The 13,782-nt window shown below is 54.0% G+C and carries 15 protein-coding genes; 11 read left to right on the top strand and 4 right to left on the bottom strand.

The window, feature by feature from the left end; genetic code table 11:
- From BUE18_RS26540 to BUE18_RS26525, 4 genes are all read right to left on the bottom strand, one after another.
- The coding region (locus tag BUE18_RS26540; protein WP_139264978.1) for an IS110 family transposase at window positions 1–214 on the bottom strand (214 nt) is incomplete at its 3' end.
- 757 nt (window positions 215–971) lie between these two features.
- The gene (locus BUE18_RS26535) at window positions 972–1,181 is read right to left on the bottom strand and encodes a hypothetical protein (protein WP_073479145.1); all 210 of its coding nucleotides are present in this window, start codon (window positions 1,179–1,181) and stop codon (window positions 972–974) included.
- A 9-nt stretch (window positions 1,182–1,190) separates the two neighbouring features.
- Entirely contained in the window at window positions 1,191–1,967 is a 777-nt protein-coding gene (locus tag BUE18_RS26530) for an inositol monophosphatase family protein (RefSeq protein ID WP_073479144.1), read from the bottom strand.
- Window positions 1,954–2,754: a prepilin peptidase gene (locus BUE18_RS26525; protein ID WP_083611311.1), complete on the bottom strand. Its 801-nt coding sequence runs from the start codon at window positions 2,752–2,754 to the stop codon at window positions 1,954–1,956. The genes BUE18_RS26530 and BUE18_RS26525 overlap by 14 nt, the downstream gene beginning before the upstream one ends.
- A 245-nt stretch (window positions 2,755–2,999) precedes the next feature.
- Here BUE18_RS26525 and lon point away from each other — a divergent pair, with 245 nt between their 5' ends.
- The 11 genes from lon (at window position 3,000) to BUE18_RS26470 (ending at window position 13,206) form a co-directional block, all read left to right on the top strand.
- Window positions 3,000–5,477, top strand: a complete 2,478-nt coding sequence (gene lon / locus BUE18_RS26520) for an endopeptidase La (protein ID WP_073479143.1) — start codon at window positions 3,000–3,002, stop codon at window positions 5,475–5,477.
- Window positions 5,478–6,170, top strand: coding sequence for a tRNA (adenosine(37)-N6)-threonylcarbamoyltransferase complex dimerization subunit type 1 TsaB (gene tsaB, locus BUE18_RS26515; protein WP_073479142.1), 693 nt, complete (start codon window positions 5,478–5,480; stop codon window positions 6,168–6,170). It begins immediately after the preceding gene.
- A 453-nt stretch (window positions 6,171–6,623) separates the two neighbouring features.
- Entirely contained in the window at window positions 6,624–7,295 is a 672-nt protein-coding gene (locus tag BUE18_RS26510) for a phosphatidylserine decarboxylase family protein (RefSeq protein ID WP_073479141.1), read from the top strand.
- A complete protein-coding gene (gene pssA, locus BUE18_RS26505; RefSeq protein WP_083611310.1) occupies window positions 7,292–8,092 on the top strand; it encodes a CDP-diacylglycerol--serine O-phosphatidyltransferase in 801 nt (266 codons plus the stop codon). Before BUE18_RS26510 ends, pssA begins: the two co-directional genes overlap by 4 nt.
- Before the next feature lie 146 nt (window positions 8,093–8,238).
- Window positions 8,239–9,318: a 3-isopropylmalate dehydrogenase gene (locus tag BUE18_RS26500; RefSeq protein WP_073479140.1), complete on the top strand. Its 1,080-nt coding sequence runs from the start codon at window positions 8,239–8,241 to the stop codon at window positions 9,316–9,318.
- Window positions 9,319–9,380: 62 nt separating this feature from the next.
- The gene (gene greA, locus BUE18_RS26495) at window positions 9,381–9,848 is read left to right on the top strand and encodes a transcription elongation factor GreA (protein WP_073479147.1); all 468 of its coding nucleotides are present in this window, start codon (window positions 9,381–9,383) and stop codon (window positions 9,846–9,848) included.
- 156 nt (window positions 9,849–10,004) lie between these two features.
- Window positions 10,005–10,211: a DNA-directed RNA polymerase subunit omega gene (rpoZ, locus tag BUE18_RS26490; protein WP_073479139.1), complete on the top strand. Its 207-nt coding sequence runs from the start codon at window positions 10,005–10,007 to the stop codon at window positions 10,209–10,211.
- Window positions 10,211–10,969: a tRNA lysidine(34) synthetase gene (locus tag BUE18_RS26485; protein ID WP_073479138.1), complete on the top strand. Its 759-nt coding sequence runs from the start codon at window positions 10,211–10,213 to the stop codon at window positions 10,967–10,969. The genes rpoZ and BUE18_RS26485 overlap by 1 nt, the downstream gene beginning before the upstream one ends.
- 53 nt (window positions 10,970–11,022) lie before the next feature.
- Window positions 11,023–11,796 carry a GTP cyclohydrolase FolE2 gene (folE2, locus tag BUE18_RS26480; protein WP_073479146.1) on the top strand — a complete coding sequence of 258 codons (774 nt, stop codon included), beginning with the start codon at window positions 11,023–11,025 and terminating at the stop codon, window positions 11,794–11,796.
- A 123-nt stretch (window positions 11,797–11,919) separates the two neighbouring features.
- Window positions 11,920–12,819: an MBL fold metallo-hydrolase gene (locus tag BUE18_RS26475; protein WP_073479137.1), complete on the top strand. Its 900-nt coding sequence runs from the start codon at window positions 11,920–11,922 to the stop codon at window positions 12,817–12,819.
- Between the two features lie 39 nt (window positions 12,820–12,858).
- The gene (locus BUE18_RS26470) at window positions 12,859–13,206 is read left to right on the top strand and encodes a hypothetical protein (RefSeq protein ID WP_073479136.1); all 348 of its coding nucleotides are present in this window, start codon (window positions 12,859–12,861) and stop codon (window positions 13,204–13,206) included.
- Window positions 13,207–13,782: the final 576 nt, after the last annotated feature.

The following is a 13,782-nucleotide window of genomic DNA, read 5'->3' as shown; positions in this document are numbered from 1 at the left end:
AGCCGTGTTCCATGAGCAAATCCACGAGCCAATACCAGTTGAATGTGGACTCCACCACGACGCCCTCCATGGCGTCCTGGTAAGGGGCCAGGGCTTCCAGGACAGCTTCGCTGTCATTGGTGTTTTTCCTGGAGAAAACCTTTTTGCCGCGGTGATCCATAATCCCCATGTAATTATTGTTTGAATGCAGATCAACTCCCGTGTACAATTTCATTGGGCGTCTCCTCTTTTTGGGGTGAATGGTTTTGTGCAACTCCATCCTACCATTGCGGCTTACCCGCAATAAACAAAAAGGGTAGGCGCCTCTTATGATTATCAAATCTACGTTTGACGTTTGAGAAGATTGGCGACTCCCGTATGCATTCCCACGCGACAGCCCATATCGCAAACTGCCGCGATACGGGCTGACAGCATGGGAACGAGGGGCCGTTGCGGATTCTTGAAGTTTTGAACCAGGGAGCAAGGGAACGCATGTCAAGACAGCCTTCAGCGAAAGGCGTTAAAACGAATGGCGTTGCATGAACCCAATTGCATGTTTGAAGCCGAAGTCCGTGCAACTTCTCGTTCCCACGGTCCCCCGTGGTAATGCATACAGGCGCGTCCCATTGGCGTTGAACAGGATTGAGGCATCCTGTCGGGTCGCTCCGCATGGGGATTTCGGGAATCCATATCATTTTCGGCGGGCCGGGGGGGCTTCGGATTTCACTATACTCCAGATGGCTCCGCGTGATCCGACCTGTATAAATACCTAAATTCTATGCTAATATTGTAGATTTGGTTACGAAGTCCGGCTTTACGCCTCACACCGGCGAGAACGCTGGCGGACTTCAAACCCGACAACAGTTTTATGAATGGCGGCTGCGTTATGGCGATATCCTGCTGGGGTTAATGAAACAAAAAAAGCCCGGGCCGCTGGCAAACAGCGGTCCGGGCGTTTTACACTTATCCAAAACAAAATGTCAGGGCGCGGCTTAGTTCACGATCATGGAGCCCATGGGCTGCCAGTCGTCTTCCATGATGTATTCGTCCTCCATCTGACGATCATACTCGATGCAGCAAGCCAAGCGCATGGCGCACCATTTCATGCATACTTTGTCGCCCCGGTTAAAGTTTCCGAAACAATCCGTCGGGTCCGACGATACCACCTGTCCTAACGATCCATCTTTCAAAAAAATACCCATGCACCTTCCTTAACATATCAAAGGTAAAAACGCATCATGAATTTTCCCGTTGGAGGCGAGGATTTGATTCCCGCCGGGGGAAAATTCCTTGCCGGCGAAGTCCGTGACTTTGCCTCCCGCCTCCCGGACGATGCATTCTCCGGCGGCGGTATCCCATGGAGCAAGGTTTTGCTCCCAGAATCCGTCAAATCTTCCACAGGCGACATAACACAGGTCCAGGGCGGCGGAGCCCAGCCTGCGTACGCCCTGCACCTTGGGCAGCACGGTGGAAAACCGGTCCATCAACTCCGGCATCATGGTTTTCAGCCCGTAGGGGAATCCGGTCACCATCAGGCTGTCCTGGAGTTCCGTCTGGCCGGAAACCGAGATGGGCCGGGAGTTCAATGTCGCCCCTTGTCCTTCCTTGGCAAGGAACAACTCCTGGGTTACGGGATTCAGGACCAGCCCGAATATGGTTTTTCCCGCCCTGGCCAAGCCGATGGAAATGGAAAACAAAGGCAGGCCGTGGGCGTAATTAGTGGTTCCGTCCAGGGGATCCACAATCCAGTTGTACTCGCTTTCAGCCTCCTTGCCGCTTCCTTCTTCGGCCAGGATGGCGTGATCCGGAAAGGCTCTGGTGATGGCCTCCACAATAATATCCTCGGACGCTTTGTCCGCCTGGGTTAAAAGGTCGATTTCGCCTTTTTTCTTCACCACCCGGGCGCGTCCGTAATATTTCAGAAGCACCTTGGCGGCCCCGTGGGCTGCGGCAAGGGCTGTGTGTTCAATTTTTTCAAAATCCGCCACGAGCGTACTCCAAATACTTGTAAATCAAGAACTCTCCCCAAAAGATATACACGATAGCGCCTGAGGCAAGGAAGGGGCCGAAAGGTATGCGCAGGTCCAATCCCTTGGAGCGGTTCAGGGGGATGAGGATCACTCCCATGATGGTTCCCACAAAGGCCCCGGCCATGATGGTGAACAAAACCCCTTTCAGGCCGAGAAAGGCGCCCAGCATGCCCAGGAGCTTGACGTCGCCCATGCCCATGCCTTCCTTTTTTCTGAGCAGGTAAAACAACTCGGATATGGCAAACAGGCCCCCGCCGCCCACGGCTACTCCGATCAGGGATTGGGTCAGGCTGAGTTCGGGCAGTAAAAAAGAGGCTGCAATGCCTATGGGAATTCCCGGCAGAGTGATTACATTGGGGATGATCATGTGATCGAGGTCGATAAAGGTGATGACCAGCAGGGTTGCTATCAGCAGATAATACACCAGCGCCGCCCAGGTGAAGCCGAAATTGACGGCGCAGGCCAGGGCGAACATTCCGGAAGCCAGCTCCACTAAAGGATATCTGATGGAGATGGGGGCCTTGCAGGCCCGGCATTTGCCTGTCAATACAATATAAGACGCCACGGGGATGTTATCGTACCAGGCGATTTGGGCGTTGCACCGGGGGCAGTGGGAGCGGGGTTCGCTGAACGGAACGCCCCCCTCCGGGATGCGGAAAATGCAAACATTGAGAAAACTGCCTAGGATCAGGCCGAACGCGAGGACGAATATATAGGGTAGCACCGGAACCAGAGCTGTAGACATGCATTCTCCAATGTTTGGACGCCGAATTCGGAGCGGCTCGCCTAACCGGTTGCGAACCTTTCCGTATTTGTAACCTTGCCTTCCCGGGCTCTAAATGTCAAGATTGTTGTTGTCATAGTGTAGCATGTTTTGTATTAGTTTTTTCATTCGGGAAGCCTAAGGGCGGGCGAAACGCCGCCGGATGGGCTATCGTCGGCCAAAACAGGCCAACGTCCCAATAACCCAAAAGATTTGAGAGAGAGCCAATGGCCCATACTGATACGGACGATCTTGTCGGACTGCTGGATGCTGACGACCAGAATCTTGATATACCCGCCACCCTTCCCATGCTTCCGGTCCGGGATGTGGTGGTGTTCACCCACATGATTATCCCCCTGTTTGTGGGCAGGGATAAATCCGTGCGCGCCGTGGACGCAGCCATGGCCAAAGACCGCTTTTTGTTTTTGGCCACCCAGATGGACGGCGCCGTGGAAAACCCGGAATCGGACCAGATTTTCAAGCACGGCACAGCGGCCCGGATCTTGCGCGTACTCAAGCTGCCGGACGGACGGGTTAAGGTGTTGGTTCAGGGCCTGGCCAAGGCTAAAATCGTCCGCTACACCAAAAAATCCGATATGTTCCGGGTGCGCATTGAACTGCTTCATGAAGATGACCTGGGCGAATTGGATATGGAAACCGAAGCCCTCATGCGCAACGTGAAGGAAAGCTGCGAAAAAATTCTGGGGCTTCGGGGAGAACTCACCCCGGACGTCACCATGGTCCTGGACGGCATCGACCATCCCGGACGGCTGGCAGACCTGGTTGCTTCCAACCTGAATTTAAAAATTGAAGAAGCCCAGAGCATTTTCGAGACCATCGATCCGGTCCAACGCCTCCTGGCGGTCAACGGTTTCGTCTCCCGGGAAGTGGAGCTTTCGGCCATGCAGGCCCGCATCCAATCCAGCGTGCGCGACGAGATATCCAAAAGCCAGAAGGATTACTTCCTGCGGGAACAAATGCGCGCCATCAATCGCGAATTGGGCGAGGTGGACGAAAAGACCCAGGAAATCAAGGAATATCAGGACAAAATCCGTAAGGCCAAGATGCCCAAGGAAGCCAAGGAGGAGGCTGACCGCCAACTCAAGCGCCTGGAGCAGATGCACCCGGAAGCGGGAGAAGCCCCCACGGTCCGCACCTATCTGGACTGGCTGGTGGAGGTCCCCTGGAAAAAGGCCACCAAGGACACCCTGGACATCAAAAAGGCCAAGGAAATTCTGGAAGAGGACCATTACGGCCTGGAAAAGGTCAAGGACCGCATTTTGGAATACCTGGCGGTGCGCAAGCTCAACCCGAAAATGAAAGGCCCCATCCTGTGCTTTGTGGGACCCCCGGGCGTGGGAAAAACCTCCCTGGGCAAGTCCATAGCCCGGGCTATGGGGCGTAAGTTCTACCGCCTTTCCTTGGGCGGCATCCGGGACGAGGCGGAAATAAGGGGGCATCGGCGGACCTACATAGGCGCCTTGCCCGGCCGCATCATCCAGGGGTTGAAGCATTGCAAGTCCAACAATCCCGTATTCATGATGGACGAGATCGATAAAATCGGCGCGGATTTTCGCGGCGATCCCTCATCCGCCTTGCTGGAAGCCCTGGACCCGGAGCAGAATTTCGCCTTTTCGGACCATTACTTGAACGTGCCGTTCGACCTGTCTTCGGTCATGTTCATCACCACCGCCAACATGACAGACACCATCCCTTCGGCTTTGCTGGACAGGATGGAGGTCATCAATCTGGCCGGATACACGGAAAATGAAAAGGTGCTTATCGCCCAGCAATATCTGGTTCCCCGGCAGGTTAAGGAAAACGGCCTCAAGCCCGAGGACATTACCATTTCCGGCAATGCATTGCTGAAGATGGCCACGGAGTACACCAGTGAATCAGGCTTGCGCAACCTGGAGCGTGAAATCGGAACCCTTTGCCGGAAAGTCAGCCGGAAAATCGCGGAAGGCAAAAAAGGGCCGTATCAGATTACTGCGTCCTCCCTGGTCAAATATCTTGGCCTGGAAAAATTTCTGCCCGAGATGGACCAGGAAGATCCCCAGATCGGCCTTGCCACGGGACTGGCCTGGACCCATTGGGGCGGCGAAGCCCTGTATATCGAGACCACCCTCATGCGCGGCAAGGGGGAACTGGTGCTGACAGGCCAGTTGGGCGAGGTCATGCAGGAGTCGGCCAGGGCGGCTTTGTCTTACGCCCGGACCAACGAAGACGAACTGGAAATCGATCCGGATCTGTTCGATAATTTCGACATCCATATTCACGTGCCGGCCGGCGCCATTCCCAAGGACGGCCCGTCCGCAGGCATCGCCATGACCACGGCCCTGGTTTCGGCCCTGACCGAACGGCCGGTGGCCAATGACATCGCCATGACCGGCGAGGTGACCATTCGGGGCAGGGTGCTGCCCATCGGCGGCTTGCGTGAAAAGTCTCTGGGCGCTTTACGAGCCGGGATCAAGACCATCATCATTCCTGAAAAAAACAGGAAAGAGCTGTCCGAGGTTCCGCAGCAGGTGCGCAGAAAGCTGAAATACATCACGGTGAGCCACGTGAATGAGGTTTTGGAAAAGGCTCTCTTGCCCGCGGAAAAGAAAAAGGCGCCGCCGAAAAGAAAGCCGGCTAAAAAAGCGGCGAAGCCCAGGGCCAAAAAGACCCAGCCCAAAGCGAAAACGACCACCGGGGCCGCATAAATGATCGTCCTGGCTATGGATACAGCCGCTTTAGGGTTTGGCGTGGTTGTTGTTGAAGACGGACGGGTGCTGGCCCGGGAGCAAGGGGAGCGTTCCCGCTCCCACGCCAGGAGCCTTATGGATGCGGTCCAAAACGTGTTGAACGAGGCGGGGCTTAAACCGGTCCAGATGGATGGTCTGGCCGTGACCTGCGGCCCGGGCAGCTTTACGGGCCTGCGCATAGGCATCGCCTCCGCCAAGGGGCTGGCCTCGGCGTTGAACATCCCGGTGTACGGGGTGTCCACGCTATACGCTTTGGCGAAAGCCGCACAGCCCTGCAACTTGCCCGTTCAGGCGGCCATGGACGCCCGGAAAGGGCAGGTGTATGCAGCCGAATTCCGGCCCGGCGATAACGGGCTTGCGCAAACGAGCCCGGAATCCGCCAAATCGCCGGAGCAATGGATTCGCGAAGTCAGCGAAGAAAGCCTGTTTATTGGAGACGGCGCCGCCCTGTACCGGGAGTTCATTGAAGCTGAACTGGGCGGCAAAGCGCACTTCGCCCCGGAGGATTTGAACAGAATCGATATAACCGTGGTTGCGGACATTGCTGCGGAGGCTATAAAAGAGGGCAAGGCATGCAGCGCTGCGGATCTCAAGGCGACCTACATTAGAAAGTCCGACGCCAAACTGCCGAAAATTCCCCAGGCCGTGTAAATTCGGGCCGCATCGCTTATGTATAAACGAAAAGACACTGGGTCCCCGTTTCCGCCATTGCATCATGAGGATTGCATAACTGCCGCAATCCTCATGATGCAATGGCTCCACGGGGATGACGGAGAGTGACGGCGCCCTGAAATCTCAAACGCCCAATGCACTTTCGTTTAGCTGAAAAACTCGTCATCCCCGCAAGGGCGATCCGCTTTTCAGGATCGCCCGCTTTTCAGGATCGCCCGCAAGCGGGGACCCAGTGTCCTTCAGGAAACATGTATTGCTGCCATTGCATCGTTTAAAAAGAGAGCCAAATAACTTCAACGGCTGCAACTTGGTATGAGATTGACACCTACCTGCCGGTGATGTATTGTTCGTCATCCCATGCAAGGCGAACCCGACGGCAGGACTTCGCCTTGATTATTTTTTGGCGCCGCCCTTAAGATTGAAAGATTGCTTATGGAAAAATATACATATCCGGATCCCCCGAGCGACAGAGCCCTGCCCATCGCCAACGCCGGCTGGCCGATTATTCTTGCTGCCGGGTTTACCACGCTGCTGATGGCGATACTGGATTTTAAGGCCCTTGCTTTGCTGCTATATGTGTTTACCATGTTTTCATGCTACTTCTTCAGGGATCCGGACCGGCTTGCCCCGGAAGAGGAAAATGCAGTGGTTTCTCCTGCAGACGGCAAAGTGATTTTCGTCAATGTGGTGGATTCGAATCCCTTTATTGAAGGCCGGGCGCTTAAAATCAGCATTTTTATGTCCGTGTTCAACGTCCATGTTAACCGGAATCCCATGACCGGGACGGTCAAACGGATTATATATAATCCGGGCAGGTTTTTCAGGGCCAACCTGGATAAGGCTTCCCTGGAGAACGAACACAACGCAGTCGTGCTGGACTGCAACGGCCGGGAAATTTGTTACGTGCAGATCGCCGGACTGGTAGCCAGACGGATTTTGTGCGGAATTAAACCGGGCGACATGGTTGTCAAGGGAGAGCGGTTCGGCATGATTCGATTTGGCTCCCGCCTGGATGTGTACTTGCCGGTTGGCTTTGATCCCTGCGTGTTGCCAGGGGACAAGGTTTTCGCCGGCTCAACCGTTATAGGGAATATGTCATTATGAAGAATAAGAACAAGGACGGCCTAAAAAGGCGCTTTGACATGCACAAGGGAGTGTATGTCCTGCCGAATTTTGTAACCTCCCTCAACTTGTTTTTCGGCTTTTTCGCCGTGATTTCAGCTACGCAGGGGGATTATGTAAAGGCTGCTTTTTGCGTTCTTATTGCAGGGGTTTTCGACAACCTGGACGGCAAGGTGGCCCGGGCCACCAACACCACCAGCCAGTTCGGCGTGGAGTACGATTCCCTGGCCGACCTGGTTTCTTTTGGCCTGGCGCCCGGCCTGACCATGTTTTTATGGGCGCTTCAACCTCTGGGGCGGATCGGCTGGCTGGCTGCGTTTTTGTTCGTGGCCTGCGGAGCCTTGCGTCTGGCCCGGTTCAACACCCAAACGGCCGTAGTCAGCAGCGATTATTTTGTGGGCTTGCCCATACCCGCGGGCGCAGGCATGGCCGTGACCACCATTTTGTTTTACGACAAGCTGGGTTGGGTGCAGGCAAACGGCCAGGTTTTATCCGGCCACCGGGTGTTGATGCTGGTTCTGCTTTTCGCCCTGGCTTTTTTAATGGTCTCCACCGTCAAGTACAATAGCTTTAAGAAGCCGGAAATGTTCCGGAAAAAGAATTTTTACGTATTGATCTGCCTGATTTTGATCGTGGCGCTCATTGCCATGGCGCCCAAGGTGGTGCTGTTTTTGATCGGCCTTACCTATGTCAGTTCCGGTCCAATTATGCTGCTCATCAAAAGGAAACGGCCGCCAAAAAGCGATGATTCAAAATCAGAGCTTGAAAATTTAAATTAGGCATTGTAAAAATAGATCCCATTAACCAGCCGGAGGCGCCGGGGAGGAGAATCTTCCCGGAGGCCCCGGCATTTTTTGTATGCCCGCATCATGCAGGCCTAACACCCCGCCCAATGACAGGGTGGAAGAGGAAAGGCAGTCAACTCATGTCCAAAACACACAAAATCGCCATAGTGGGGGGAGATGGCACCGGCCCGGAGGTTGTTGCAGAAGGCGTCAAGGTTTTAAAAGCCGCTGGAGAAAGAGGAAATATTTCCTATGAATTCGTGGAATTTCCCCTTGGCGGCGAAAACTACATGAAAACCGGCGACCTTCTTACCCAGGAAACCCTGGATAGCCTTAAAACCATGGACGCCATTTATCTCGGCGCCATCGGCCACCCGGACGTTAAACCCGGAATCCTTGAAAAAGGCATTCTTTTGGACCTTCGCTTTTCCTTGGATCAGTACATTAACCTTCGTCCCGTCAAACTTTATGAAGGGGTGGACACTCCCTTGAAGGACAAGGGGCCGGAGGACATTGATTTTGTGGTCGTCCGTGAAAACACCGAGGGCTTGTACGCCGGCGCAGGCGGCGTGTTGAAAAAGGGCACCCTGGACGAAGTCGCGGTCCAGGAATCCATCAATACGCGGAAAGGCGCGGAGCGCTGCATCCGGTACGCCTTTGAATACTGCCAAAAGCGCAACAACAAAAAGGGCAAAAAAGTCACCCTTTGCGGCAAGACCAACGTTCTCACCTTTGCATTCGACTTGTGGGAAAGGGTCTTTTACGAAGTGGCCAAAGAATATCCGGACATTGAAGCGGATTACGCCCACGTGGACGCCACCTGCATGTGGATGGTCAAGAATCCCGAATGGTTCGACGTAATCGTTACGGACAATATGTTCGGCGACATCATCACGGACCTGGGCGCCATGATCCAGGGCGGCATGGGAATCGCCGCCGGCGGAAACATCAACCCCGAAGGCGTGTCCATGTTCGAACCCATCGGCGGCTCCGCGCCCAAATACACAGGCATGGGGATCATCAACCCCATCGCAGCCATCGGCGCCGGTCAGATCATGCTGGACACCCTGGGCGAAACCGAGGCTGCGTCCTGGATCGAGCAAGGCATCATCAAGGTTTTGAGAGACGATCTCAAGGACCTGGCTGCCGGAAAAATGGGCTTCTCCACCTCCGAGGTGGGAGACCTCATTGCAGACTTTGTCAAGAATTCGGCGAAATAGTCCGAAACCATCAAGGCGGCGGACGATTGGGTCCGCCGCCCATTTTTTTAAGGAGCATTGCGTTGGAACGCACACCCATCACCCCCGAAGGATTAGAAAGACTCCAAAACGAGTTGGTCCAGCTGAAGACCGTGGAACGCCCCAAGAACATCCAGGACATTGAAGAGGCAAGGGCGCACGGAGACCTGAGCGAAAACGCAGAGTATCATGCGGCCAAGGAGCGTCAGTCCTTTATTGCGGGCCGCATTGCCGAGCTGGAGTATAAGGTCGCCAGCGCCGACGTCATCGACCCCTCCACCCAAAAGGGGGATACCGCAGTGTTTGGATCCACGGTCGTTTTAGAGAATATCGACACGGGCGAGGAAGTGAGCTACCAGCTTTTAGGCCCGGACGAATCCAACATTCAGGCTGGCAAGATTTCCGTCACCTCTCCTTTGGGCAAAGCCCTGGTGGGGAAAAAGCCCGGGGATGAGGTCAAGGTGCAGACTCCCGGGGGCCAAAGGCATTTTGAAGTCGTGGAGATTCAATAGCCGAAGGCCGGAGGCAAAGGCCTTTTTACTTGACAATTCGAGAAAAAAAACAGCATTATTTCCTTTTGGCGGCGGCCAGGAGGCGCTGCACGCGCAGCTCCGCACGCTGTAATAACTTTAAATCAGGCTTTAAACGCCTGTTAACAAGGAGGATGCATGGCCCGCATCACCATTGAAGATTGCCTGAAGCGCGTTCCCAATCGTTTTCTGCTGGTTCATATGGCGGCCAAACGCGTCAGGCAAATGCGCGAAGGCTCCGAATATCTGGTGAGTTCTCCCAAGAACGAAGACATTGTCGTTGCTCTGCGTGAAATTGCAGCGGACAAGGTCTACGTAGAAAAGAATATGCCTGACGAATTGTAATGAGCCGATTTGCCAGGGTTCATGGCGTAAAACGCGCGACCGGCGCCTATAAAGTCCTGAACAGGCAGGTTGGCAAAGCCCAACAAGCCTATAGCATGATTCAGGAAGGCGACCGGGTGGCCGTGGGAATTTCCGGCGGCAAGGACAGTTTCACCCTCATGTGGATTTTGCAGGAGCGCCTGTCGCGAATTCCCGTAAAGTACCACCTGGAGGGCATACACATAGATCCTGGATTCGAGGACTCGAGCGCGGATCAAATCGCGCAATATTGCGAAAGCATGAACTACCGCCTTCGGGTGGAAAAAACCGATTTCGGCATTCGCGCGCACAGCGATGAAAACAGGGAAAATCCCTGTTTTTTATGTTCCAGGCTCAGGCGGCAGAGGTTGTTTGAACTGGCCCAGGAAATGGGCTGCACCAAAATCGCCCTCGGCCATCACAAAGACGACTTGATAGAGACCTTGTTCCTGAATATGTGCTATACGGGCGAAATCGCCACGATGAAGCCGTATCAGGAATTTTTCGGGGGGGAGATTACGGTGATCCGACCCCTGGCGTATACGGACGAAAAAAACATCGCCTATTTCGCCAGGGCCATGAACATGCCTGAAATCGAGAACGCCTGTCCGACTTCCGGCGCCTCCAAACGTGAGGAAATAAAACAGCTCCTGGAGGGGCTGTATAAGCAGAATCCGAAAATCAGGGGAAACCTCTTTCGCTCCATGAGCCGGGTAAAAACCGATTACCTGCTGAAATGATCATATGTAATGATCGCTTTGCCCCCTGGATACAGGAAATAAAATTGAACGACATGATTGACGTACAAAACCAGTATGACGACCGGAATATGCCCATCAACAAGGTGGGTATAAAAAATCTGCGCTACCCCATTACCGTTCTTGACAAGGAAAAGCGATTTCAGCCCACGGTCGCCACGATCAATATGTATGTGGACCTGCCTCATGAGTATAAGGGCACCCACATGAGCCGTTTCGTGGAAATGCTCCACGAAACCAAGCCCCAGGTCTCCCTCAAGACATTTTCCGTGCTCCTGGACCAGATGAAAAAACTCCTCAATGCAGCCAGCGCGCACATTGAGATGACCTTTCCCTATTTTATCGAAAAAAAAGCGCCCATGAGCGGCTCTTTGGGGCTCATGGACTATACCTGCTGCCTCAAGGGCTCCAGCGACGCCCAGGACCAGGTGGATTTGATCCTGGAAATCTCCGTGCCCATCACTTCGGTTTGCCCCTGCTCCAAGGAAATCTCGGACGAAGGCGCCCACAATCAGCGCGGCGAGGTCAAGCTGGCCACCCGTTTCGAAAAGTTCAGATGGATTGAGGACATGATAGAACTGGTGGAAAAGGCGGCCTCGTGCGACGTATATTCGGTCCTGAAAAGGGTGGACGAAAAATACGTGACCGAAAGGGCTTTTCGCCGGCCCCGATTTGTGGAAGACGTGGTGCGCGACATCGCCTGCGTGCTTTCGCAAGACAAGAACATCAAGTGGTTTTCCGTAAGCGCCGAGAATTTCGAGTCCATCCATAATCACAGCGCCTACGCCTCCATTACCAGCGACCAATAAGGCGCCTCAACAAGCTATGGGGTTGTTGAGCAAAAAGCGCAGCAAACTGCAGTGTATCCGCCCACTATAGAATAAAAGCTCCCCGAGGGCCTGTTCCCCGGGGATTATCATATCGAGGAGAATATGCCCGACCTGGACCTCGTTCCCCTGTCCGACAAGCTCTTTTTGGTCACTGCCCCCAACCAGGGCCGATTTCCTTTTTCCTATTCCTTCTTAATCAAGGGCGAAAATACCGCGCTCATCGATACTGGCTGCGGCCTGGATCTCTGCCGCGCCCTGCGGGATGAGTTTGCCATTGATGCGGTGTACAACTCCCATGCCCACCCGGACCACATCTCCGGCAATTTTATCTTCAAAGGCATCGATCTGCTCGTCCCGGACGTGCTTTCCGAGCAAACCGGAACCCTGGACATCCTGGCCGCCCGTCTCATGAAGGGCAATCTTGAAGTGGCCGACTTCTGGAAAGGCTTTGTCAAAAAATTCACCGGCATCCAGGACTACGAGGCCACCGGAGTGTTTTCAGACGGCGACCTTCTGGACTTTGGGGGGATAACGCTCCAGGCGATTCATTGCCCCGGACACTTGGCGGATCATTTTTGCTTTTGGGAGCCCGAAAACAAAATCCTGATGTCCTTTGACATCGACATGACCAGCTTCGGCCCTTTTTACGGCAACCCCGAGGCGGACATCAACGATTTTCGCGAATCCATGGACAAGATAATCGCCCTGGAGCCCGAAGTGGTGGCCAGCTCCCACAAGCCGCCGGTGACGGAAAACGCTGTCCAGGCCCTTAAGGATTTTAAAAGCCTGTTCGACCGCAACGAAAAAGCCGTCCTGGGCGCCCTGGACTCTCCCAAGTCCTTTGAAGAAATCCTGGCGGAAAAGCCCCTCTACAAAAAATATTTCCCCGGCGGGGAACTCCTCTACGCCTTTTTTGAAGGCAATATGATTTCCAGCCACCTGGACGAACTCCAAAGCCAGGGCAGGGTGGCGCTGGTTGACGGGAAGTATAAACGAGTTTAATACAAACACCGTTATCAAACATGCAGCCGGGGTAACGCCATGGGAATGCCGCCAAAGGCGCCTTTGAGATCCAGCCGAGAAATTGTTGAGTTTATAAACGAAAGAATCGGCCATATTTACCTGCGGCCGTTGATGTACGCAAGCTCCGCTGCAGCGGTGGATGACATTCTCCACTACTACCATGAGCTATGGGCTGAACTGCACAATTGTCAGGATAGCTATCGAATAATCGGCATGGAAACTTTGTCTGATCAGGATTGCGGCGCCGCAAGTTTTTCGCACAAGTTTTTCCTGGATAATCCTGACGCCTCAGAGGCGAGCGCCGCATCTTACGTGGTTGCGCAATGGGAGAAAATCAGCCGCTCCATGGGACTATTGCCAACGTAATTGTCCGGTAATTCCGGCATCATTCCTAAGCGCCTGTTTTAATGTTTAGCGCTTCAATGGTTCGCGGCGCAGCTTGCTGCGTGTTTTTTAGGGCGCCCCGGGCAAGGCTGTAACCCTGGCGGGATACTGCTCTGCCAGGGGCGCACGTACATATAGAGTTGCAACCCAACTTTTGGGAATCAATTTTATAAACATATTCAAATGATTACAGTAGGCAATGAGGCATCAAACATCAAAGCCGATGTCCAAAAAACTCCCTCCCCCTTGAAGGGGTTGGGTTTGGGGCGATATTGTACGTCATTCCGGATAGCCCCCCCCCATCCTGTCCTTCCCCCGCCAGGGGGGAAGGGACCATGACTCTCGGGCTCCGGTATATAGATAGATCTGAGCCGTATACATAAATACTTGGTTTCAAGGCACTACTTTCAATCCCGAAAGTTGAGGTGTAATCAGATTGCCCGGGTAAATGATGCAATGCAGACGCACAGCTTGCTGTGCTTTTTGGCCGCGCAAAGCGCGACCAGTGCAGGGCAAGCCCTGAATCTACGAATCGAATTTGACCTGAACGGTAAATTT

It is taken from the genome of Desulfatibacillum alkenivorans DSM 16219, from assembly GCF_900142135.1.
GTDB classification, from domain to species: domain Bacteria; phylum Desulfobacterota; class Desulfobacteria; order Desulfobacterales; family Desulfatibacillaceae; genus Desulfatibacillum; species Desulfatibacillum alkenivorans.
This window is presented reverse-complemented; position numbering and strand designations above follow the sequence as displayed.